The sequence below is a fragment of the Pantoea sp. X-Soil-ISGK-285 genome (genome assembly GCF_059730815.1).
The window spans coordinates 2,204,778-2,228,231 of record NZ_AP035938.1 but is presented as its reverse complement, the minus strand read 5'-3'; the positions used below and the strand labels follow the sequence as shown (position 1 = coordinate 2,228,231).

The following is a 23,454-nucleotide window of genomic DNA, read 5'->3' as shown; positions in this document are numbered from 1 at the left end:
ATAAACAGAGGATGAGACAATGACAGTTATTAACCAAGCAACGTGCAGATTATTTACCGAAGTCGGCAACACCACGCAGTTAGTCGCCTATTACGAAGAAGGGCGTCGTACTATGTGGATGATGTTGCGTGCACAGCCCCGTCCGAGCTTCAACCATGAACTGATTGAGGAGATCATGAATCTGAGCTACGCCGCTCAGCGTTCCGGTCTGCCGATCGACTTCTGGGTTACCGGCTCTCTGGTGCCACAGATGTTCAACGCTGGTGGCGATCTGCGCTTCTTTGTCGAGTGCATTCGCAATAACCGCCGTGAGGCGCTGCGGGCCTATGCCCGTGCCTGCGTTGACTGCATCCATTCGGCAGCACGGGGATTTGATACCGGCGCGGTGACGCTGGCGATGATTGAGGGCAGTGCGTTAGGCGGCGGATTCGAAGCGGCGCTGGCGCATCACTTCATTCTGGCGCAGAACAACGCGCGGATGGGCTTTCCGGAAATTGCTTTTAACCTCTTTCCCGGCATGGGCGGCTACTCACTGGTCGCGCGTCGTTCCGGCATGAAACTGGCAGAGGAGTTAATTTGTGAAGGGGAGTCCCACAGCGCAGAGTGGTATGAAACGCGCGGACTGGTGGATAAAGTCTTCCAGCCTGGCGACAGCTACCGCGCCACCCGCACCTTTATCGATACGTTACGTCCTAAACTCAACGGCGTGCGTGCAATGCTGAAAGCGCGTCAGCGCGTGCTGCAATTGTCACGCGCTGAGCTGATGGATATTACCGAAGATTGGGTCGATTACGCCTTTACCATCGAACCTAAAGACATTGCTTACATGGAACGCCTGGTTCAGTTACAAAACCGCCACAGCGCATCACTGCGTAAAGCGGGTTAATTGAATTAGAGTTAAACGCGGGCAGGATGCTTAGCCAGCCAATGCCCAAACTGTTCCGCGGGCATTGGTTTTGCGTAGTAGTAGCCCTGACGCCCATCGACACCACTGTTAAGGACAAACTTCTCTTCATCCGGGGTCTCAATACCCTCTGCAATCACCTGCAAATCGAGCGCCTTGGCGACGGCGACGATAGCTCGTACCAGCGATTGTGAGACGGGCTGTTTATTAATATCGCGGATAAAGCTTTGGTCGAGCTTGATGGCATTGATCGGCACACGTGCGAGCTGAGAAAGCGATGAGTAACCCGTGCCGAAGTCATCCAGATGAACCTGTGCGCCCAGCTCCTGAAACTGCTTCATCAGCCGCAGGGCTTCAGCTTCATTCTCTATCAGGCAGCTTTCTGTGAGCTCAATATCGATAGGACAGTCGGTGATATTCGCCTCATGCAGCGCCTGTTTCAGGTCAGTATAGATGCTTTGATCAATCAGCTGACGTGCCGACACGTTGACGGCGACGCGCAGAAAAATGCCCTGCTGGCGCCAGACGATAATCTGTTTCAGCACATTGAGCATGACCCAGCGTCCCAGCGGCACAATCAGCCCCGACTCTTCGGCGTAGGGAATGAAATCAGCAGGGGAGACCAGGCCGCGCTCGGGTGAGTTCCAGCGTACCAGCGCTTCGGCGCTGCGGACTTCACCATCACTGTCGATTTTCGGCTGGTAATGCACCAGCAGGTGATCCAGCTCCAGCGCTTTACGCAGATTGGTATCCAGCCACAGGTACTCAAAGACCCGCTGGTTCATCTCTGCCGCGAAGACACAGAACTTGCCACGACCGTTCTCTTTGGCGTGATACATCGCGGTGTCAGCATTGCGAATAAGGCTCTCGCGATCTTCACCATGCAGCGGCGCGAAAGCGATCCCGATAGAGCAGCCGCTGTACACTTCGATTAGTCCGATACGGAAAGGCTGACGCAGGCGCTCAAGAATGCGGGAGGACATCGCCTCCAGCGCAGCCTGGCTGGTGTGCTCAGCCAGCACCACAAACTCATCGCCACCCAGCCGGCCCAGAGTCTGGTCTTTACCCAGACAGCTAAGAATCGCCAGTGAAACCGCCTGCAGTAACTGATCGCCGAACATATGACCGTAGGCGTCGTTCACTTTTTTGAAATTATCGAGATCGAGGTAGACCACGCCGGTCTCATCGCGCTCAGATCGCTCCAGCGCCAGGCTAATCTGTTGATGAATTGCGTTGCGATTAGGCAAACCGGTCACCGTATCGGTGTTTGCCAGCACCCGGAGGCGTTCCTGGGCGCGTCGCTCCTCGGTTATGTCGGTGCCAGAACAGATGAGGAAAATTTCATTTTTGCCACTGCCGCTGTGAACAAACTTATTACGAAACAGAAACAGTCGCTGACCTTTTTTGGTTTTAACCCAGCGCTCCACCTCATAGGAGTTACCGTCACGGAAGAAGCCCGCGATGTTACGTCGTGACTGAGAGGCCTCCTGTTTGGTCATAAAGAGCTGAAAGACGTTACGGCCGATAACCTCATGCTCATTCAGACCGGTGTATTCTTCACTAAGACGGTTAAAACGCTGAATATTACCGCGCTGATCGAGGATCACAATCACCGAGTTAGCTTCAGAAACCACCTGTTCGGCGAATGAAAGACCCAGAGTTAAGTCGCGGGCGACCGCTGAGGTATCGCCCCAGGCAGAAGCGGTTCCTGCCCAGGTCGCCTGATTCACTTTGCGTCCGACAAAATGCATCGGAACATCAATGCCCTGCAGCGTCATGGTCAGATTGATGCTTGATGTGATGACCGGCATCGCGCGTATCATGGCTGCCTGGCCGGGGGTTAACGGCAGGGCGATATTAGTTTGTGACGACTCATCTTCGGCAAAATGCAACGCATCGCTGTCCGCGGTCAGACGCCAATGAGGGCTGGTTGTACCGAAAAGGGTGTACAACAACGTTTGCCCTTGTTCATCGGTCATGGAAACTTCCTCCGGGAAGTGCTCTGCAGGCGTTATCTCATTATTTTAGCAACAGTATTCATCATCTGACGCCAGCACAAGATGCAAACCGAATATATTTTCCCATCCAGATAAGAATGGCACAAAAAAGCCCCGACAGTGCGGGGCTGTTTAGTGCGGTCAGCAGGGACATTTACCCAGTTTGCCTGCCTGGCTGGGGAAGCGTGCATCCAGACAGTAACGGTGGAAATCGCGCTCATTCATCGGCGGCTGATCGGGATGATGGAGTCGCATATGCTGCAGATATTTTTGATAATCCTGCACCCCGACCATTAAGCGAAAACACTGTTGCAGGCCGCGCCAGAATCCCCGCCAGCTGAATGTCTGTGGCAGTGGGGAGGCGGCAGGCTGGCAGCGGATAATCTGCCACTCTCCCTGCGGACGCCGGGACTGATGAATAGCATCAGACATGACGCACCTCCTTGTTGCGCAGCGTCACAATGGACTCATGCGTAGTAGGAAGATCGCTGCGCAGCGCCCGGCGAATGACAAAGAACGCAGAGATGAGCATCGTGACCGCCACCAGCATAAAGAAGGCGCACAGGGCCGCGTTAATCTGATTGCTGAAAACGATGGTCTGCATATCCGCCACGCTTTTTGCCGGGGCGATGATCACGCCTTCATCCAGCCCTTTGCGGAACTTATTCGCCTGCGCCAGGAAGCCAATCGACGGTTTTTCATGGAAGATTTTCTGCCAGCCGGCAGTCATCGAGGTGATAAACAGCCAGACAGTTGGCAGGATAGTCACCCAGGCGTAACGCTGCTTTTTCATTTTAAACAGCACCACGGTGCCGAGGATCAGCGCCATGGACGCCAGCATCTGATTGCCGATACCAAACAGCGGCCACAGAGTGTTAATGCCGCCGAGCGGATCGACCACGCCCTGATAGACAAAGAAGCCCCAGCCCGCGACCGCCACGGTCGTGCCGGCCATATTGCCCAGCCAGGAGCGGTTATTCGCCATAGAAGGCACCACGGTGCCTGCCAGATCCTGCACCATAAAGCGGCAGGCGCGGGTACCGGCATCGACCGCCGTCAGAATAAACAGCGCTTCAAACAGAATGGCGAAGTGATACCAGAACGCCATCATCGCCCGGCTGTTAAAGATCTCGGTAATGATGTGGGCCATCCCCACCGCGAAGGTTGGCGCGCCGCCTGCGCGGGACAGGATCGAGCCTTCACCCACGTCACGGGCGATGCCGCTCAGCATTTCCGGCGTGACGACAAAGCCCCAGCCGTTGATCACCTGAGAGGCGCTTTCAACGGTGGTACCAATCAGCGCAGCCGGGGAGTTCATGGCAAAGTAGACGCCCGGATCGAGCACCGAGGCACAAATCAGCGCCATGATCGCCACAAAGGATTCCATCAGCATCGCGCCATAGCCAATAAAGCGGATATGACTTTCCCGCTCCACCAGTTTTGGCGTGGTGCCGCTGGAGACCAGCGCATGGAAGCCGGAGATGGCGCCGCAGGCAATAGTAATAAACAGGAACGGGAACATCGCGCCGGAGAAGACCGGGCCGGTGCCGTCGATAAATTTGGTGACCGCCGGCATTTTCATCTCTGGCATGGCAAAAACAATCCCCACCGCCAGCCCGACAATCACGCCGATTTTAAGAAAGGTCGAAAGGTAGTCACGCGGAGCCAGCAGCAGCCAGACCGGCAGCACGGAGGCAATAAAGCCGTAGATCACCAGCACCCAGGTCAGTGAGGTGCCTTTCAGGGTAAAGAAGGGCCCCCAGTAAGGATGCTGGGCTACGTCACCACCATAGATAATCGCCGCCATCATCAGCACAAAGCCAATCAGTGAAACTTCGGCGATTTTACCGGGCCGGATAAAGCGCATGTAGACGCCCATAAACAGCGCAATCGGAATGGTGGCCGCGATGGTAAACAGTCCCCACGGACTGTTCGCCAGCGCCTTGACCACCACCAGCGCCAGCGCCGACAGGATAATGATCATGACGCCCAGCGCGCCGAGCATGGTCACCACACCGGCAAACGCACCCAGCTCCTGCCGCGCCATCTCGCCCAGTGAACGGCCATCACGACGGGTTGAGATAAACAGGATCAGGAAATCCTGTACCGCACCCGCCAGCATCACCCCGACCAGGATCCAGATGGTGCCAGGCAGAAAGCCCATCTGCGCCGCCAGAATCGGACCCACCAGCGGGCCGGCACCGGCAATAGCCGCAAAGTGGTGACCAAACAGCACCCATTTATTGGTCGGGACATAATCGAGCCCGTCGCTCAGCCGCTCGGCAGGCGTCATCCGGCGGTCGTCCAGTTCGAAAATATTGCGGGCGATAAACAGGCTGTAGAAGCGATAAGCGATGCTGTAACAGGCGACAGCGGCTATCACCAGCCAGACTGCGTTGACGTGTTCGCCGCGGCTGAGGGCCAGCATGGCGAAAGCGCCCGCGCCGATTAACGCCACCACTAACCAGATCGCACTGGTTTTGACGTTTTTCATGACTAACTCCTTGTGAGGACCGAGAGGAAAGCGATCGAAAACAACGAGTCAAACTTAATGTAATGGAATGTAAGTGAAAGTTAATCAGTGGAGAAGTGTGAAGCGGGGTACAAATTTAACTTTTTTGCAATGCGGGCGGGGTGGAAACAGACGGGATAACCGGAGTTATCCCGCCCGATTGACTGCTCAGTACGTCACTACTCAGACGGCGGGACGCGCCACGACGCTGCGGGTTTCCATGCGGACTTCGGCGATGGTGACATCAATCACATCGGTCACACGGTAAACCACTTCGCCTTTAATCTGAACGCTGCCATTTTCCTGGCTGCAGACCAGCTCATCACGCACCGAGTGAATGAACGGAGCCGGGATAAAGGCGACCGCGCCAAACTCCAGCAGGCGAACACGCATGCCACCACGTGACACATCGATAATCTCGGCGCTGAAGCGACGGTCGGTTGCTGCAAACGGCGCCAGATAACGGGCGTAGAGCCAGTCGCCAACATCACGTTCCGCCATGCGGTTCAGGCGGCGGCGCTCACTCATCGTCACCGTCAGCGCATCATCCGGACGAGCGATCTGCTCACCGCGAATAATCGCTTTCAGCAGACGATGGTTGACCATGTCGCCGAACTTACGAATCGGTGAGGTCCATGTGGCGTAAGCCTCAAGTCCCAGGCCAAAGTGCGGGCCAGGCTCGGTGCTGATCTCAGCGAAGGTCTGGAAGCGACGGATCCGGCTGTCGAGGAACTGGGTCGGCTGGGCATCAAGCTCACGACGCAGCACGCGGAAACCTTCCAGCGTGGTGATCGCCTGCGCATCCACGGTAATACCATGGTTGGCCAGCACGGCCGCGGCCTGTTCAGCATTGGTGGCATCGAAACCGGCATGGACGTTGTAGATACCAAAACCGAGACGGTCACGCAGCACTTTCGCCGCGCAGACGTTGGCCAGAATCATAGACTCTTCGACAATGCGGTTAGCGATGCGGCGCGGTTCAGCCACAATCTCCAGCACTTCACCTTTTTCACCCAGCAGGAAGCGGTAATCCGGGCGATCTTTAAACACCAGCGCGTGAGTCTGACGCCACTCGCTGCGCGCCAGGCAGAGGCGATGCAGCAGGCGAATCTGTTCAGCAATCGCCTCACTTTCCGGCTGCCATGAGCCGCTGTTTTCCAGCCAGTCAGAGACGTCGTCATACGCCAGCTTGGCCTTGGATTCGATCCAGGCGGCAAAGAACTCAACGTCATCACCTAAACTGCCATCGGCTGCCACGGTAACGCGGCAGGCCAGGGCCGGACGGCGCACATTCGGACGCAGCGAGCAGACATCATCAGAGAGTTCGCGCGGCAGCATCGGGATGTTAAAGCCCGGCAGGTAGTTAGTAAACGCACGCTGCGCCGCCAGCTTATCGAGCTGACTGCCTTCCGGCACATAGGCGGTAGGGTCGGCGATAGCGATGGTCAGACGCAGGGCGCCATCGTCCAGTGCTTCCGCAAAGAGCGCATCATCCATATCCTGGGTGCTGGCGCTGTCGATGGTAACGAAATCCAGCGCGGTCAGATCTTCACGCGTCAGATTTTCATCCAGCATCTCGCCAAAACTGACATCGGGCGCTTCACGCTCAAGGTTATGACGCGACAGCGTCACCCACCACGGCGCCAGATGGTCATCAGCTTTGACAATAAAATCGGTGAGTTCGGCATAAAAGCCGCGATCGCCTTTCAGCGGATGGCGACGCATCTCCGCCACGGCCCAGTCACCATTTTCAAACTCATGGCTGACATCGCGCGCAGGGCGACACTGGATCGCATCCTTCAGCAGGGGATGATCCGGCACAATAGACAGGCGATCGTCTTTCTTCTGTACCCGGCCAACAAAGCGGCTCAGGAACGGCTCAACCAGGGTTTCCGGCTCAGCGCTTTCGCGATCTTTATCGCTGTGGATCACGGCGGTGATGCGATCGCCGTGCATCACTTTCTTCATCTGCGGTGGCGGAATGAAGTAACTTTTTTGCGCATCGACTTCCAGAAAGCCGAAGCCTTTTTCAGTGCCTTTTACGACGCCTTCAGCACGAGGCGTTTGCGAATGGAGCTTCTCTTTCAGCTGCGCGAGCAGCGGGTTATCCTGGAACATAATTTTTACGTTTCGTTGGCTGATTGCGGCTGACAGTTTTACGCGAATCGACGTCGCGCGGCAAGGCAAAAAGCCGGACGAGCCGGCTTTTTAGGGGGGAGTGAAAGGGCTGTCAGGCGATGCGCTGATCGGCCAGTGCCTCAGAGAGTTCCAGCTTCACCGGCACCGATTTTGAGGTCGGTGTACCACTGTCATCACCAAAGCTGTTCAGTGGCACCAGCGGGTTGGTTTCCGGATAATAGGCCGCCAGGTTACCGCGCGGAATATTGTAGGGAACCAGTTTGAATCCGCTGACGCGACGGGTAATGCCATCATTCCACAGCGTTTCGATATCGACATTCTGGCCTTCGGTAAAGCCCAGGTCTGCCATATCGTCCGGGTTGATGAACACCACTTCACGCTGACCAAACACGCCACGGTAACGGTCATCGAGGCCGTAAATGGTAGTGTTGTACTGGTCGTGCGAACGCAGTGTCTGCAGGGTAAAAGGCACGTCCTGATCAAGATTCGGGAACAGTGAGGTCGGCAGCGCTGAGGCGTTAAATTCCGCTTTCTGGCTCGGGGTATTGAAGCGCAACTCGGCTGCTGCGTTGCCCAGATAGAAACCGCCCGGGATATCGCATTTGGCGTTAAAGTCGGCAAAGCCCGGGATCGTCGCGGCGATATGCTCACGGATCAGGTTGTAATCACCCGCCAGCTCGCGCCATTTCACTTTTTCATCACCCAGCACCGCCTCGGCGATACCGGCAACAATCCAGGTCTCAGAACGCTGTGTTTCCGCCAGCGGAATACCGATCCCTTCAGAGGCGTGCACCATGCTGAAAGAGTCTTCCACGGTAATAAACTGATTGCCGGTGGCCTGCAGATCGCGCTCGGTGCGGCCCAGCGTCGGCAGGATCAGCCCATCGTGACCCGGCACCAGATGGCTGCGGTTCAGTTTGGTGCTGATATGCACGGTCAGACCACAGCGTGACATCGCCTCTTCGGTGCGCGGTGAGTCGGGTGCAGCGGCTGCCAGGTTGCCACCCAGCGCGATCAGCACTTTCACTTCATCACGCAGCATGGCGTTCAGCGCTTCCACGGTGTTGTGGCCTGCCGCACGCGGGGGCTCGAAATTGAAATGATTCCCCAGCGCATCCAGGAAGGCTTTCGCCGGTTTCTCATCGATGCCCATGGTGCGGTTGCCCTGCACATTACTGTGACCACGAACCGGGCAGAGGCCTGCGCCTTTTTTACCCAGCTGGCCAAACAGCAACTGCAGGTTGGTGATCTCGCGCACCGTGTCGACAGAGTGTTTGTGCTGGGTGATACCCATCGCCCAGGTACAGATCACCCGGTCAGCGCTCTGGTAGATCGCCGCGGCTTCACGGATCTGCGCCTGCGTCAGGCCCGACTGCGCCACAATCTGCATCCAGCTGGTGTTATCCACGGCGTCGAGATACGCCTCAATGCCGTTGGTTTTAGCATTGATAAAGGTCTGATCGAACAGGCCGCTTTCGTCAGCCGCCAGACGCGCGCGGTGGGTTTCCAGCAGGGATTTCACCATGCCGCGCACCGCCGCCATATCACCGCCCAGGTTCGGCTGGTAATAGGAGGAGCTGATGTTGCCCGCTTTCGAAGTCACCACTTCCAGCGGTTTCTGCGGATCGGCAAAACGTTCCAGACCGCGTTCACGCAGAGTATTAAAGGTGACGATTTTCGCACCGTGATCGGCAGCGTGACGCAGGCTGTGCAGCATACGCGGATGGTTAGTGCCTGGATTCTGACCGAAGACAAAAATGGCATCTGCGTGGTCGAAATCATCCAGACGAATGGTGCCTTTACCGACGCCAATGCTGCGCTTCAGGCCGGTGCCGCTGGCTTCGTGGCACATATTGGAGCAGTCAGGGAAGTTATTGGTCCCCATCAGGCGACCAAACAGCTGATAGAGCCAGGAGGCTTCATTGCTGGCGCGACCGGAGGTGTAAAGCTCCATCTGATCCGGATGATCCATCGCCTTGATGTGCTGCGCGATCAGCGCAAACGCATCATCCCAGCTGATGGGCTCGTAGTGATCGGTTTCCGCGTTGTAGCGCAGCGGATGGGTCAGACGTCCCTGATACTCCAGGAAGTAGTCACTCTGGGTATAGAGCGTGGTTACGCTGTGTTTAGCGAAAAAGTCGGTGTCGACCATCCGGCGTGTCGCTTCCCAGGTCACCGCTTTGGCGCCGTTCTCGCAGAAGCTGAAGGTACTTTTATTGTCATCACCCCAGGCGCAGCCCGGACAGTCAAAACCGCGCGCTTTGTTCATGCGCATCAGGTTGCGCATATTTTTCAGGGCCGCTTTGCTGTCAAGAACGAAACGCGTGGTGGCTTCCAGTGAACCCCAGCCGCCCGCTGCCGCGCGATAGGGTTTGATTTTGCGTTTAAATTTCATATTGAGTGCAGGCTTTTTATAGTAGGAATTATTGTTTGGTGTTTGTTATCAGGTTATATCCTGATGGTGAAAGGAAGTCTGCAGCTATCCTCATACCTTGTCTAATTGATTGACTTAATGGTGCGATAGCTGGCGTTTATCGTGCATAAGCCAGAAATGTGATGATGGTCAGATTTTACCCGCCTTTAACCTGCTGATAACGGGAGTTCTCCCGACAACAGGCTAATACTTGCTGTTCACAATCAGAGAGGGCACGACTCCATGAAACAGCTGACCAGCCAGATTCATGCATTTGGCAAAGCGTTGATGATGCCAATCTCGGTCATCGCTGCCGCAGGTATCTTCCTTGGACTGGCGGCGGCCATGCAGAACCCGGCGGTCACCGGCGATGCCTTTGCGCAGATGCAGGTGCCGCAGTTAATTATCGGCTTTATTCGCAAGGTTGCCGGAGCGCTATTCGCTAATCTGCCGGTCTTCTTTGCGGTAGCGAGTGCCATCGGACTGGCGAAAGCGGAAAAACCTACCGCCGCCTTTGCCGCGGTGATTGGCTATATCGTGATGAACGTTGGTATCAGCGCGACGCTGGCGGCCAAGGGGATCACCGCCGCCACCACCACACCTGCAGCCCTGCAGCAGGCGGGGATGGATCAGACCTCCGCCATGATGACCTCGGCGGAATATATCAACATGCTGGGCGTCTTTACCTACAACATGAGCGTACTGGGCGGGGTGATTGCCGGACTGGTAACGGTGGCGCTGCACAATCGCTTTTATACCCAGCAATTGCCTACCGCGATCAGCTTCTTTGGCGGACGGCGTTTTGTGCCGATTGTGACCGTGATCTGTCTGCCACTGATTGGGGTCTTGCTGGCGTTGATCTGGCCGACCATTGGCGACGGTATTGCCTGGATTGGACAGATGATTGGCAAAAGCGGGCAGTATGGCGCTTTTCTGCTGGGAGCCTTTGAGCGCATCCTGATCCCCACCGGCCTGCATCATATCCTTAACGAAACCGTGCGTTTCACGCCTATTGGCGGCATGGCGGTGGTCGATGGTCAGACCGTGGTTGGCGCACTGAACATCTTCAACGCGTCGCTGACTCATCCGGGATCGATCCCCGATGAGACGCTGCGCACCGCCACGCAGTTTCTGGCGCAGGGCAAGATTCCGGTGATGATGTTCGGCCTGCCCGCCGCGGCGCTGGCGATCTATCACACCGCCCGACCCGAGCATAAACAGCGGGTGAAAGCACTGGTCATGGCGGGGGCGCTGACCTCCTTCACCACCGGCATCACCGAACCGCTGGAGTTCTGCTTTATCTTTGTCTCGCCGGTGCTCTATCTGCTGCACGCTTTCCTGACCGGCCTGTCGTTTATGCTGATGTCGATGCTGCATCTGATGATTGGCAACGTGCAGGGCGGTGTTATCGACCTGGTGGTGTTCGGCATGCTGGGCGGGGCAAAAACCCACTGGTGGTGGACGCTGGCGCTGGGCGTGATCTATGCGCCGATCTACTACTACGCTTTCCGGCTGGTGATCACCCGGATGAATGTTGAAACGCCGGGCCGTGAATCGGAGGATGAGAAACCGCAACAGGTCGCCGCGGATGAACGGACTCAGGTCATTATCAGCGGGCTGGGCGGGCAGGCCAATATCGAGGATGTCGATTGCTGCTTTACCCGGCTGCGCGTGCGGGTCAAAGAGATGAATCAGGTGGTCGATCAGACGCTGATGAGCACCGGTGCCAACGGAGTCAATCGCGTCAGCGAGCACGACATTCAGGTGATCTACGGCCCGCAGGTCGAGAAGATCGCCAACGAGGTAAAAATGGCACTGGGCGTCGCTTAACGGCAGCCTGTTTCACTCTTCGTCACAACGCTAACCGCCCGACGCCCGTGGGCGGTTAGCGCCTGTTCCAGGGCACGCTCCGCCCGCTGCCGTCCCGCTTATTGTAACTAAAAAAAGCCCAGCCCTAATGGGCCGTACCTTTCTGCCGATATAGCGACTAATCCTCTTACTTTTCGGAACACCGCGATGTCGTTAAAAAAATCCTCCCTGATTATCTTCTCCTTCCTGCTGGCGCTTTTTCTTACCAGCGTGGCAATCAGCACCTGGCTGCTGATCCAGAGCAATCACTCGCTGAATGCGGTTAACAAAGAGATCCGTGTGGTGCTCTCGGTGATTGACCCCATCAACCACAGCCGCACGCTGCGTGTGCGTCTGATGGAGTACATGAAGGAGATTGAGGGCAGTGACTCAAACAATCCCGCCACGCTGGACAGCGTTCGGACCGTGGCCAGCAAAGCGGATGCTGCATTTCAGGCCTATATGAACGCGCCGCGTCTGCCGGGCGAAGAGGCGGAAGCCGACGCCTATAGCCAGGCTTATCAGGCCTATCGTCAGCAGGGTTTACAGCCGTTGATTGAGGCGGCAGAGGCACACGATCAGGTGCGCTTTAAAAATCAGATCGCCACCGTGGTTCGCCTTGATCGTCAGTATGAAATCATTCTGGACCGGGTGCTGGCTCAGCATGAAACCTATGCCAAAAAGCTTAACAGCGATGCACAGAGTCACTTTACCTCCGGCATTACCCTGCTGGGGCTGTTTGGGGTGCTGTTTTTCGCCATCATCGTCGCCATTTACATCTTCATGAAGCGCTATGTGCTTTCGCCGATCAATGATGCGCAGGAACACTGCAAGCTGATTGCGGCGGGCGTCCTGGATACCACGGTGCCGGTCAAAGCCGGTTCGCGCAGTGAGATTCAGTTGCTGATGGGCTCGCTGGAGCAGATGCGCAGCGCGCTGACCGCCATTATTCTCCAGGTGCGCGATTCAACCCGCTCAGTCTCCACCGCCTCTCAGGAGATTGCGGCGGGCAACATCGATCTCGCCTCGCGAACCGAACAGCAGGCCGCCGCGCTGACGGAAACCGCTGCCAGCATGGAGCAGCTGGGCGCAACGGTGAAACAGAACACTGAAAACGTCTTTGAAGCCTGCCGCCTGACCAGTGAAGCGGTGAAAAACGCGGAAAGCGGCGAAAAGGTCTCGCAGGAAGTGGTGACATCGATGGCGCTGATTAATGCCAGCTCGAAGAAGATCGAGGAGATCACCACCGTGATCGACAGCATCGCCTTCCAGACCAATATTCTGGCGCTGAACGCGGCAGTCGAAGCCGCCAGGGCGGGTGAACAGGGTCGCGGTTTTGCGGTGGTGGCAGGGGAAGTCCGTAATCTGGCCCAGCGCAGCGCTACCGCAGCCAAAGAGATTGAGGGGCTGATTGCGGAATCTGTTTCGATCATCCACGCCGGTTCCGATCAGGTCAGCCGGACCGGTGAGGCGATGAGCGCCATTATCTCCTCTGTCAGCCGCGTGAATCTGCTGATGGAGCACATCTCAACCGCTTCTGATGAACAGAGTCGCGGTATCGGTCAGATTGAGCAGGCGGTTACCGAGATGGACAGCGTCACACAGCAGAACTCGGCGCTGGTGCAGGAGTCTGCCGCGGCATCTGCCTCGCTGGAAGAGCAGGTGCAGTATCTGACGCAGTCGGTCTCCACCTTCCGTCTGGCAAACAGTTAATCAGGGCTCTCCGCGCTGAGTTTATACAGCGCGGAGTCCGGAGCCCCGATGCTGAGTAATGCCCGACAGAGAAGGGAGAGTTTGATTCAGTGCCTTGTGGCGCAGGGCTAATCGGCGGATTATAAGGCTTTCCAGTAAATATGGGGTGGTCATGCTAATCAGCACGGAAAGTGCCCGCAGCAACAGCGCGGATACCCGACTGGCCTGCACGCTTGCCGCTGCCGCAGGCGCACTGAATACCGCAGCCTTTGAGATCGTCGGTTTTTTTTCAGCCAACATGACCGGGAATGTCTCGCTGCTGTCCGATCACCTGGCAAAAGCGAATCTGGGGCCTGGCCTGTTTTTTCTGTCGATCGTGCTTCTGTTTATTGCGGGTTCCCTGTTTTCAACGCTGATCATTAATGCCGGGCACCGCAGAAATATCCGCACCATCTATGCCTTTGTCATCCTGATTGAGGGCAGCGCGCTGATTGCACTGGGGGTGATTGAAAATCACTTTCCGCCGCAGTCGCCCGGTGTGGTGTTAATTATGAGCCTGAGCTTTTTAATGGGGTTGCAGAATGCGGTGGTGACGCGTATCTCCAATGCCCGCGTTCGCACTACCCATATCTCCGGCACGGCGACCGATATCGGGATTGAGCTGGCAATGCTGTTTGAGGTGCTGCGGCGCACAGCGTCACCGAAAGAGGCACCGCTCTATCTGAGTCGGCTGCGACTGCACTGTCTGACCCTGCTTTCTTTCCTTGCAGGAGGGATAGCCGGAATCGGGCTTTACCGGCTGCTTAGCTACGATTTCCTGCTGCCAGTAGGGTTCGGGTTAATCTGTCTGGCGCTGAATGCCATCTTTACTAAGCCAGCAAAACAACAGGGCGCGATGATTTAAGTGCGCTACCCTCACTGATGCGTAAACCAGGGCGGCGCGGAGTCCTGATTTCATCGCTCCGCCTGCGCAAATGAACCGTGCGGTTAAAACATCCTAGCCTGCGCGGGGTAACATTCAGCCTTATACTCTGGTTGATCCTGCGAACGAGACAGTAATGCGAACAGCCTTCAACCTGCTGATGGATAATTAACATCGACATTAAACAACTCATTTATTTGTGTAACCTGGAGCGTGAACGCCATTTTGGGCGGGCCGCGGAAGCCAGTTTTGTAACACAGCCAACCCTCTCTATGCGCCTGAAGAATCTTGAGCGCGAGCTGGGCCTGCCGCTGATTAACCGCAGCAATAACTTTGCCGGATTTACCCCAGAGGGCGACCGTGTGCTGGCGTGGGCGCGGGAAATTGTTTCGGTCTATCAGGGGCTGAAGCTGGAAGTGGAATCGCTGAAGCATGGGGTGAACGGTACGCTGCGGGTTGGCGTGGTGCCGCAGTGCAGCATGGCACTGCCGCTGCTGCTGAAAGCGGTGCAGGCGCGTTATCCTCAGCTCGACTATCGCATTGCGGTACTCAGTGCTGACCAGTTGCTGGAAGCACTCAACAGCCACACCGTGGATGTCGGGATCGGTTTTTTCGAGATGGCAACCCTGCGTGAACTCCATTTTCAGACCGAGATGCTGGCAGATCGGGGCGTTGAAGCCATATTCCATCCCGACCATTTCCCTGAGCTGGTGGGGGAAACCGCGCTGACGCTTGATGAAGTGGCACAACAGCCGCTCTGCCTGGCGGAGCCGACGCGTTATTTCCGGCGTTATCTTGATATGGCTTTTCGCGAGGCGGCGCTGGTACCCCGGGTGATCGTCGAGAGCGCCTCTGTCATGCAACTGATGCAATGCGCGCAGGTCGGTCTCGGGCTGCTGGTGTCGCCGGTCGGTCATCTCCTATCCGCTTCATTACAGGGGCTGCAGCAGCGCGCTATTACGCTGCCGCCGATGGCGCGCCAGGCGGCGCTGGTAATTGCCGAACCGGGCCGAGCCACACCGCTGGCGCAGCACTTTTTCGATGAAGCACGGGGCCTGCTGCCGGTGTAATTCCAGTTACTGCGCCTCGCCCAGCGCATAAAACAGGCGGCTGTTCCAGTTGCCTATCGCCACGCTCTGTATCAGCGCGAACAGCGCATCAGCTTCCCAGCCCGCCTCCATTAGCGGCTGCAGATGGGCCGCGCTGAAACGCTCTGGCGAACGGGTCAGCTGCGCCGCCAGCGCAATAATCTGCTGCTCTTCCTCTTTTGCCGCCGCGTCATCCACGCCCTCAATTAAGATCTCATTTCCGGCCAGCAGCCGGAACGCCCAGCGACTGCCCAGAATACGGGCGGCCGTCGCTTCTGCCAGAGTATTGTCCTGAGTGAGATGCTGACGCAGTTGCGCCCAGCCATAGAGCACTGAGGGATCGTGTGCCAGCAGCCATACCGCGTCCTGCATTCCCGGCAGCGATTGACAGCGGGTAATGGCAGCGAGCTGCTCAGCACTGGCATACCGCAACTCCAGCGGTTTCAGCACGGGCTGCCAGCGGGCAGCCTGATCAAAACCTGCGGCCTCAGCATCCGGTGGTGCAGTGCTGCCGGGCAGCCAGCGTACCGGCTGGGCCTGCAGCGCCTGTAAACCGGCGACCACCCGCGCCTGATAACTGACAAAGCCGATCACCTGATTCAGCGTCACAATATCGGGCTCTGTCAGGCCGACCGCATCCAGAGCGGTGATTGCGCTGGCGCTGATCAGCTCAGGCTGCATCGCCAGCTGGCGTGCATACTGCGTAATCTGGGTCAGGCGATTATTACTTTCACGTGAGGAGTCGGGCCCGGGCAACGGATTGAGGCGGGCAGAGTAGTGATTACACAGCCGCTGTACACCCGCCACCTGCGCCACCGTCAGCGCCGTGCTGAGGCGATCGTAAAGCGTTAAGGTGTGCGTGAGCGTGGTGACGACGCGGTCGGGAAACAGCAGCTGTGCCAGATCGCGCGCCGCCAGCAGGGCGGGCTGATTAGTGCGTAGCAGTGACTGCACCACGTTGTCATCGGCGTAACATCCCAGCAAAAAACGGTCATCGATATGGGCGGCCTCTGGCACCAGCGGTGCGGCCTGTGAGGTACGTGGACTGGTCTGGCTCTCGTAAAACCAGTGGTTATGGCCCGGATAGCGGCGTTGTTCCATGATCAATCCTTTTGCAAATTCGGGTTCGGTATGCAGGCGGCAGAATCTGAAAATGTGCATAAACCGAAGGGCAGGCTTATCGTCGCTGATGGCCAGTCCGGGGCAAAAGATTGATCGGTGATAATTAATAGCGTTACGGTATAACGGCAGCGAAATCAGGCAGGAAGGGCGAGGCGGGAGCAAAGAGAAGGGCGAGCCAGGCTCGCCCTTGCAGAACTTATTTCAGTTCCAGTTCGTTCATTGCGGCGATGCTGAAGCCGCCATCAACGTGTACCACTTCACCGGTGATGCCGCCAGCCAGGTCAGAGCAGAGGAATGCTGCTGAGTTGCCGACATCTTCGATGGTAACGGTACGGCGAATCGGGGTGACCGCTTCGCAGTGTGCCAGCATCTTACGGAAATCTTTGATGCCTGATGCTGCCAGGGTGCGGATTGGACCGGCAGAAACGGCGTTAACACGCACGCCTTCCGGGCCCATGGCGTTTGCCATGTAGCGCACGTTGGCTTCCAGCGACGCTTTCGCCAGACCCATCACGTTGTAGTTCGGGATCGCGCGCTCAGCACCCAGGTAAGAGAGGGTCAGCAGCGCAGAGTGTGGATTCAGCATCTCGCGGCACTCTTTGGCCATCGCGACGAAGCTGTAAGCACTGATGTCATGCGCGATTTTAAAGCCTTCGCGGGTAACGGCGTTCACGTAGTCGCCAACCAGCTGCTCGCCAGGGGCGAAACCGATAGAGTGAACGAAACCGTCAAATTTCGGCCAGGTTTTTGCCAGTTCAGTGAACAGAGATTTGATGCTCTCATCTTCGGCTACGTCACATGGCAGCACGATGTCTGAACCCAAATCTTTGGCAAACTCTTCCACACGACCTTTTAATTTGTCGTTCTGGTAGGTGAAAGCCAGTTCTGCGCCCTGTTTGTGCATCGCCTGTGCAATACCGTAGGCGATGGAAAGTTTACTGGCAACGCCAGTAATCAGAATGCGCTTACCGGAAAGAAAACCCATAGCTGTAATCCTTATGGTCATTGTAGTTGGCGGCCGCATGGTTAAAAAGTAAGCGACCGACGTTAATCGACGTGCGGATTCTAGCACGTCTCTCATAAATCAGGTAAATCGGCCCGCAATTTCCGCGATATGCAGCAAAAATCAACGCTCTCGCCGCCAGGCTTCGGCACTCAATGCTTCGCCAAAGTGGCTGCTGATCAGTCGTCGGGTCAGATCGTGCAGCGGGGAGGCCAGTACATCAGCGGTGCCGCCGCGCTCGACCACTTCGCCCTGATGCATCACCAGCACCTTATCGCTGATGTGCTTCATCATCCCCAGATGCTGGGTAACATAAATGTATGCGATACCATGCTTCTCCTGCAGTTCCAGCATCAGATTCACCAGCTGGGAACGCATGGTCATATCCAGCGAGGCCAGCGCTTCATCGGCCACAATCACTTTGGGTTGCAAAATCAACGCGCGGGCCAGCCCCAGACGCTGCTTCTGACCGGGTGCCAGCATGTGCGGATAATAGCCGGCGTGATCGCGCAGTAATCCCACCTGACGCAGGGTAGCGATAATGCGTTTCTCTCGATCCTCCGCGCTGAGATCGGTATTGAGCCGCAGCGGGAACTCCAGAATCTGGCTGATACGCTGACGCGGATTCAGTGAGGTTGAGGGATCCTGGAAAATCATGCGGATGCGCTGACTGCGATAGCCATAATCGCCGAAGGTCAGCGGATGATCGTCTATCAGAATCTCACCTTCGGTAGGGGCGACCATGCCGCTGAGCATCTTCGCCAGCGTGGACTTGCCGGAGCCATTTTCGCCGATTATCGCCAGCGTCTGCCTCTCGCGTAGGGTAAAACTGACCGACTTCACCGCCTCAACGTGCTGACGGCGGAACAGGCCCGTGCGATAGCGAAAGGTTTTACTCAGGTTGCGCACTTCCAGCAGGGTCTCCATGCTACTGGCCCTCCATATTCAGCGGGAAATGACAGGCATAAAGATGCGTTTTGCTGCCGGTTAGCCGTGGCGTTTCAATACATTTGCGCTGCGCATAAGGGCAACGTGGCCCCAGACGACAACCAATCGGCAGGCTCTCCAGCGACGGGATCGCTCCTGACAAAGTATTGAGACGGCTTTTGTGCGGCAGGGATCGTCCAAAATCGGGCATCGCCCGAATCAGCGCCTGAGTATAAGGATGGTGCGGCGTACTCATTAAATCTTCGCTCTGGGCGGTTTCTACCGTCTGACCACAGTACATCACGTTGATACGGTCCGCCCACTGGCTCATGGTGCGCAGGTCATGACTGATCAACAGAATGGTGGTGTTGTTATTCTGGTTCAGACGGCTCAGCAGGCGGAAAATCTGCGCCTGCGTAGTGGGTTCCATGGCATTCGTCGGCTCATCGGCAATCAGCAGACGCGGCTGATTAGCCAGCGCAATCGCGATCATGACTTTCTGGCATTCGCCTTCGGTCAGCTCATAGGGGAAGCTGCGCATTATATCTTTGTGATCTTTAATGCCGACGCGATGCAGCAGTTCGATGGCGCGGGTTTTGCGCCAGAACCAGAAGCGTTTCAGCCACGGACCTTTATAAGTCCAGCGCGGGATCACCTGCATCAGCTGACGACCGATGCTTTCAGAGGGATCCAGACAGGATTGCGGCTCCTGAAAAATCATCGAGACGTTATGTCCGATAATGCGGCGGCGCTCGCGCGACGACAGGCGCAGCAGGTCAACATCATCAAACACCAGGCGATCGGCGGTGACACGCCAGTTATCGTTAGTCACGCCGCAGATCGCCTTGGCAACCAGACTCTTACCGGAGCCGGACTCACCGACCAGGCCACGGATTTCACCTTCGCCCAGCGTCAGATTGACGCGATCGACCGCTTTGACCGGTCCGTCAGCGGTCATAAATTCAATGGTCAGATTACGGATATCGAGTAACGGCATTTATTCCACTCCCGCTTCGACGGCGCGACGGATGCCGTCACCGAGCAGGTTAACAATTAATACGCTGACCATCAGCGCCACACCCGGCAGCATAACGGTCCAGGGGGCGACGTAGATCAGCTCCAGCGAATCACCCAGCATCGCTCCCCATTCGGGCGAAGGTAGCTGCGCGCCCAGGTCGAGAAACCCGAGTGCGGCAATATCCAGAATCGCCATCGACAGCGCGCGGGTAATTTCGGTGATCAGCAACGGTAAAATGTTAGGCAAAATGGCGTAGCGCAGGATGTTGCGGCCTCTGGCACCATCCAGACGTGCCGCCACCACATACTCTTTTTCCAGCTCATCATGCACGGCACTGTAAATCTCGCGCACCAGACGTGGAATCAGCGCCAGCCAGACGGCCAGCAATGCATGCTCGAGTCGCGGTCCGAGAAACGCCACCACGATAATCGCCAGTAACAGCGACGGAATAGAGAGCAGGGTGTCCAGCACGTGGTTCATCACCGCCGAGCGTATGCCATGCGTCATGCCCGCCAGTACGCCCAGCACCAGCGCGCCAAGCGTGGCGAACAGCGTCACCAGAATCGCCGAACCCACCGTTGGGCCCGCACCGCTCAGCAGGCGGCTCAGCACATCCCGACCCAGATCGTCAGTGCCGAGAAAGAAGGAGACATCGCCGTAGTGTGACCAGGACGGCGGCAGCAACTGATAACCCAGGAACTGCTGATCGATATCGTATGGCGCTATCAGCCCGCCAAACAGACAGAGCAGCAGCAGTGCGCCAAAGCCATACAGCCCGACCATCGAAATCGGGTTGCCATAAAAATGGTGCCAGCTCTGACGAAACGCGCTGGGCAGGCGTTTTTCGGCGTAGATATTATCGGAGGGCATACGCTTTCACTTTATTGTGCTTGAGTTCGGACAACGTTTCTTTATAAAAATCACTCATATCAGAGGGTTATCCTGAGGACATGCTTTATGTTTCTTTATCATGGCTGACTCTGAGTAGCGTTAATTTATGTGTTTTGTGTACGCCTCTGCGTAGACGCAAAGAAGCAAAGAAGATGTACACATTGCAGACAGACACTAAGCTCAGGAAAGCGCTGGGTAAGCGCCGCGACAAAGCAGAGGTTATCTTCAACTCGTCCGGACTGAATGTCAGGCTCTCCATTCGAGGCGGCGTGACATTTTTCTACCGTAATCGCTGGGAGGCTTAGCCCGTCAGCTAACTACAGGGGATTATCCGTCGATATCCCTGTTACAGGCAAGGAAACGGCGTCAGCAATTTCGGCTCTGGATTGCAAAGGGTTATGATCCGCGTCGGCATATCATCCTGAACAGCCTGAAAAAAGTTATATTCACCTCCGGATAACAGGCAATAAAAACCGCCCTGTTGGGCGGCGGATTAGATCTTAGCGGAGGCTACGCTGGCCGGACCCTGGCCTTTGTCGGGTGTCCATCAGGCCCATCGTCATGGGTGTGATCAGGATCCGGTTCAATGATCACGATATAATCTTTACCTATCCCATCGCGCGTTAACGTTACTAAATCTCCGGCAACAGGTTTGGTGTCAAACTCATGTTCCTCTTCAACGCCGGTATCTTCAAAAATTACAGCGAATTTCATTTTTCGTCCTCTTTCTGATAAACCGCGTCGTTACCGCGAGGTTTGTTGCTGACGCTTACATAAAGAATTTTAGCCTATCCTGAAAATATCATGCATCTCAGTGAATTACCTGATTCCGATATTACGCGCGATTACCGGCTGGCTTCAGGTGTCCCGGTGTTCAGACCGCTGTGGAAGCATGCCCGCCTGGCGATTTCAGGTGCAGATGCTATGCGCGAATGGCCCACTACTGAAACCCTGCCGGAACCCGCACAGGAAATCGTTCATGATGCTGCATGAGTAATACACCGTAAATCTTCCACGGAAGACGGATCATCCAATACCTAAGACGTTCGCCTCAACAGAGATCACTTTTTGTGCAGCATTGACAGATTCTTCATCATTTCCTGATTGTTCATTGATGACTTTAGGGGATAGTCTCGTGCTGAGATAGAGCCTTTTACTAAAGGAGATAAATCGGTGGCGAGAATAAAATGAAAGGAGCTTAGACAAGGGAATTGCAAACGATCAATATAGAATTAAATTTTGTGTGATAATGGATTTGAATTAAAAGAGACCGCAAAAAACGCAAAAGGGGGATGGCATGACAGATAAAAACTTCTTTAATGCATTAATAAAATGGATTGATGATCATGCGGATGAAAAAATAAGCCTGGATAAAGTTGCTAAAAAAAGTGGATATTCAAAATGGCACCTTAACAGAATGTTCACAAAACATTGCGGAGTCAGCCTCGGGAAATATATTAATAACACCAGAATGCAGGCGGCCTCGCTGAGTTTAAGGTTTACTGAAGCCACTATTGCAGAGGTAGCTGATCAGTTCAACTACGACTCACAGCAAACGTTCACGCGCGCCTTCTCGCGACATTTTGGTATGCCTCCTGGCATCTGGCGAATCACTGATGCTGCAAAAAATCAGATAAAAACTCTCTCTGCTTCCCCAGCGATGACACCATTTTCAGGCAGAGGTTAATAGCTTACGTAATGCCGTAGGTTTACCGGATTGTATCCGCAGAAAATTATTATCTACAGGACGGCGGGGAAGGACAGTGATGCATAAAAATTAAAACCGGCCCTGAGATTAAACGTTTTATCTTTAAACACCCTTCATTGGTGCCTGGCAATTCAGGAACGCGCGGTTTTGTGCTAATTTTTAGCCGCTTTATTGCAGAAAATAAGCCTGATTCCTAAGAAAGATTAAAAAATTGTTTTCCCCGTGGAGTGCGCATCCGCCCAGCGAAGCTTATACGTCCATTCTTTATCAAGTGAACCGATTGAAAGCCTCATCTCCTTGCCCGTCTGCTTACAGTAGTCCCGTGCCGCACCAATGTTTTTCCACATAAGTAAACTACCCGGACTAAGGTCCGAATATTTCATGTTAACGCCGCCGTTTGGCACATCAAAATAGATAATGTGTTCACTCTCAGCCATGAAGAGCAGATCCATCGCGCACGGCTCGTCCCCTACAAAAAGAATATAGCCGAAGAGCATCCTTTTCATGGCAATGATAAGCGTGATCAGGTTCTCCCTGGAATAACAGGTTATGCTGTCAGAAAAACGGGATTTAAAAAGGAAGATATAATAGTCTGCCAGCTCTTCAGGGCTGAATTGATTCATGTCACAGCAGCGGCCACCCGCACGTATGAACCGGTTGTATTCGTTGCGGCGATTCTTTTCTGTTTTAACTGAATAGCTCTCTTTTACAAAGCACACTTTATTTTTTCGGGCAAAAGAAAAGTTAAAATTTATGAAATTGTGCTTGTTGAAATGTGACATTTTATTGGTTCTTTCAGGGAAAAGCATCGAGGCATTTTTAGCCGCCGGCACCATGATCTCATCATAAGATAGCGGGAATTTTTTCCATTGATCGACACCTATCCGTGAGTGATCCAGCAGGGCATATGCGGCAATATAGCCACCTTGCTTTACTTTATGAAAATACGTTGCCTCATGACCTGTGCGAGATGAGAAAAACCTGATCACGTCAGGATGCATATTAACACTCCCGCCAAAACGGTTAAAACAGTGCTCATAAATGCCAGCGTCGGATTTTTCCCAGCCGTAAAGCATTCTTTTGAAGTGGCTCATATAAATGTTAAACCTGATAGTCGCTCTGATAAATCGAGTTAAAAGATGGTTCCTGAATGTCAGCCGCCCTATATTATTTTGTTTCCTGTCACTAACTCCGGACAGATGGTCTCTGCTGTGACATTTTAATCAGGGCATTATGCATTTATTTTATCAACGTAAAGACAAGGAAATAT

Annotated in this window: 19 protein-coding genes and 1 pseudogene; 8 read left to right on the top strand and 12 right to left on the bottom strand. The window is 55.3% G+C overall.

From position 1 onward, the window contains the following. Positions 1 to 19: 19 nt before the first annotated feature. The gene (locus tag AC6I8B_RS10640) at positions 20 to 886 is read left to right on the top strand and encodes a crotonase/enoyl-CoA hydratase family protein (RefSeq protein ID WP_003853843.1); all 867 of its coding nucleotides are present in this window, start codon (positions 20 to 22) and stop codon (positions 884 to 886) included. Between the two features lie 11 nt (positions 887 to 897). On the opposite strand, the gene pdeR is transcribed toward AC6I8B_RS10640, so the two are convergent. The 5 genes from pdeR to AC6I8B_RS10615 form a co-directional block, all read right to left on the bottom strand. After that, positions 898 to 2,883 (bottom strand): cyclic di-GMP phosphodiesterase, encoded by a 1,986-nt coding sequence (gene pdeR, locus AC6I8B_RS10635; RefSeq protein WP_010244518.1) that lies wholly within the window; start codon positions 2,881 to 2,883, stop codon positions 898 to 900. 159 nt (positions 2,884 to 3,042) lie between these two features. Further along, positions 3,043 to 3,333, bottom strand: coding sequence for a YbdD/YjiX family protein (locus AC6I8B_RS10630; protein WP_033779088.1), 291 nt, complete (start codon positions 3,331 to 3,333; stop codon positions 3,043 to 3,045). Beyond that, entirely contained in the window at positions 3,326 to 5,395 is a 2,070-nt protein-coding gene (locus tag AC6I8B_RS10625) for a carbon starvation CstA family protein (RefSeq protein WP_157352300.1), read from the bottom strand. The genes AC6I8B_RS10630 and AC6I8B_RS10625 overlap by 8 nt, the downstream gene beginning before the upstream one ends. Positions 5,396 to 5,596: 201 nt before the next feature. Next, positions 5,597 to 7,531 (bottom strand): exoribonuclease II, encoded by a 1,935-nt coding sequence (locus AC6I8B_RS10620; RefSeq protein WP_157352297.1) that lies wholly within the window; start codon positions 7,529 to 7,531, stop codon positions 5,597 to 5,599. A 112-nt stretch (positions 7,532 to 7,643) separates the two neighbouring features. Beyond that, the gene (locus tag AC6I8B_RS10615; RefSeq protein ID WP_157352294.1) at positions 7,644 to 9,947 is read right to left on the bottom strand and encodes an FdhF/YdeP family oxidoreductase; all 2,304 of its coding nucleotides are present in this window, start codon (positions 9,945 to 9,947) and stop codon (positions 7,644 to 7,646) included. Positions 9,948 to 10,208: 261 nt separating this feature from the next. Between AC6I8B_RS10615 and AC6I8B_RS10610 the strand changes: the two genes are divergently transcribed. The 4 genes from AC6I8B_RS10610 (at position 10,209) to AC6I8B_RS10595 (ending at position 15,497) form a co-directional block, all read left to right on the top strand. Continuing rightward, complete coding sequence (locus tag AC6I8B_RS10610; RefSeq protein ID WP_033787723.1) at positions 10,209 to 11,795, top strand: PTS transporter subunit EIIC; 1,587 nt, start codon at positions 10,209 to 10,211, stop codon at positions 11,793 to 11,795. A 186-nt stretch (positions 11,796 to 11,981) separates the two neighbouring features. Further along, the gene (locus AC6I8B_RS10605) at positions 11,982 to 13,526 is read left to right on the top strand and encodes a methyl-accepting chemotaxis protein (protein ID WP_157352291.1); all 1,545 of its coding nucleotides are present in this window, start codon (positions 11,982 to 11,984) and stop codon (positions 13,524 to 13,526) included. Between the two features lie 151 nt (positions 13,527 to 13,677). Then, entirely contained in the window at positions 13,678 to 14,409 is a 732-nt protein-coding gene (locus tag AC6I8B_RS10600; RefSeq protein ID WP_052271812.1) for a YoaK family protein, read from the top strand. A gap of 191 nt (positions 14,410 to 14,600) precedes the next feature. Continuing rightward, positions 14,601 to 15,497, top strand: coding sequence for a LysR family transcriptional regulator (locus AC6I8B_RS10595; RefSeq protein WP_029519092.1), 897 nt, complete (start codon positions 14,601 to 14,603; stop codon positions 15,495 to 15,497). 6 nt (positions 15,498 to 15,503) lie between these two features. On the opposite strand, the gene AC6I8B_RS10590 is transcribed toward AC6I8B_RS10595, so the two are convergent. The 5 genes from AC6I8B_RS10590 to sapC form a co-directional block, all read right to left on the bottom strand. Further along, positions 15,504 to 16,616 (bottom strand): CMD domain-containing protein, encoded by a 1,113-nt coding sequence (locus AC6I8B_RS10590; RefSeq protein WP_157352284.1) that lies wholly within the window; start codon positions 16,614 to 16,616, stop codon positions 15,504 to 15,506. Between the two features lie 217 nt (positions 16,617 to 16,833). Next, complete coding sequence (gene fabI / locus AC6I8B_RS10585) at positions 16,834 to 17,622, bottom strand: enoyl-ACP reductase FabI (RefSeq protein ID WP_010244547.1); 789 nt, start codon at positions 17,620 to 17,622, stop codon at positions 16,834 to 16,836. Positions 17,623 to 17,763: 141 nt separating this feature from the next. Then, positions 17,764 to 18,567: a putrescine export ABC transporter ATP-binding protein SapF gene (gene sapF, locus AC6I8B_RS10580; RefSeq protein ID WP_010244550.1), complete on the bottom strand. Its 804-nt coding sequence runs from the start codon at positions 18,565 to 18,567 to the stop codon at positions 17,764 to 17,766. 1 nt (position 18,568) lies between these two features. Continuing rightward, positions 18,569 to 19,564, bottom strand: a complete 996-nt coding sequence (gene sapD / locus AC6I8B_RS10575) for a putrescine export ABC transporter ATP-binding protein SapD (RefSeq protein ID WP_157352276.1) — start codon at positions 19,562 to 19,564, stop codon at positions 18,569 to 18,571. Next, the gene (sapC, locus tag AC6I8B_RS10570; RefSeq protein WP_010670235.1) at positions 19,565 to 20,455 is read right to left on the bottom strand and encodes a putrescine export ABC transporter permease SapC; all 891 of its coding nucleotides are present in this window, start codon (positions 20,453 to 20,455) and stop codon (positions 19,565 to 19,567) included. Positions 20,456 to 20,637: 182 nt separating this feature from the next. Between sapC and AC6I8B_RS10565 the strand changes: the two are divergent. Continuing rightward, a pseudogene (locus AC6I8B_RS10565) lies at positions 20,638 to 20,918 on the top strand (Arm DNA-binding domain-containing protein); the annotation flags it as partial. Positions 20,919 to 20,986: 68 nt separating this feature from the next. Here AC6I8B_RS10565 and AC6I8B_RS10560 read toward each other — a convergent pair. Next, on the bottom strand, positions 20,987 to 21,190 hold the full coding sequence (locus AC6I8B_RS10560; protein ID WP_010244562.1) for a hypothetical protein: 204 nt from the start codon (positions 21,188 to 21,190) through the stop codon (positions 20,987 to 20,989). A gap of 90 nt (positions 21,191 to 21,280) precedes the next feature. Between AC6I8B_RS10560 and AC6I8B_RS10555 the strand changes: the two genes are divergently transcribed. After that, positions 21,281 to 21,469: a hypothetical protein gene (locus AC6I8B_RS10555; RefSeq protein WP_033757798.1), complete on the top strand. Its 189-nt coding sequence runs from the start codon at positions 21,281 to 21,283 to the stop codon at positions 21,467 to 21,469. A gap of 304 nt (positions 21,470 to 21,773) precedes the next feature. After that, a complete protein-coding gene (locus AC6I8B_RS10550; protein ID WP_232526428.1) occupies positions 21,774 to 22,163 on the top strand; it encodes a helix-turn-helix domain-containing protein in 390 nt (129 codons plus the stop codon). Between the two features lie 224 nt (positions 22,164 to 22,387). Here the strand turns inward: AC6I8B_RS10550 and AC6I8B_RS10545 are convergent, their stop codons facing one another. Next, entirely contained in the window at positions 22,388 to 23,278 is an 891-nt protein-coding gene (locus tag AC6I8B_RS10545; RefSeq protein ID WP_010244568.1) for a GNAT family protein, read from the bottom strand. Positions 23,279 to 23,454: the final 176 nt, after the last annotated feature.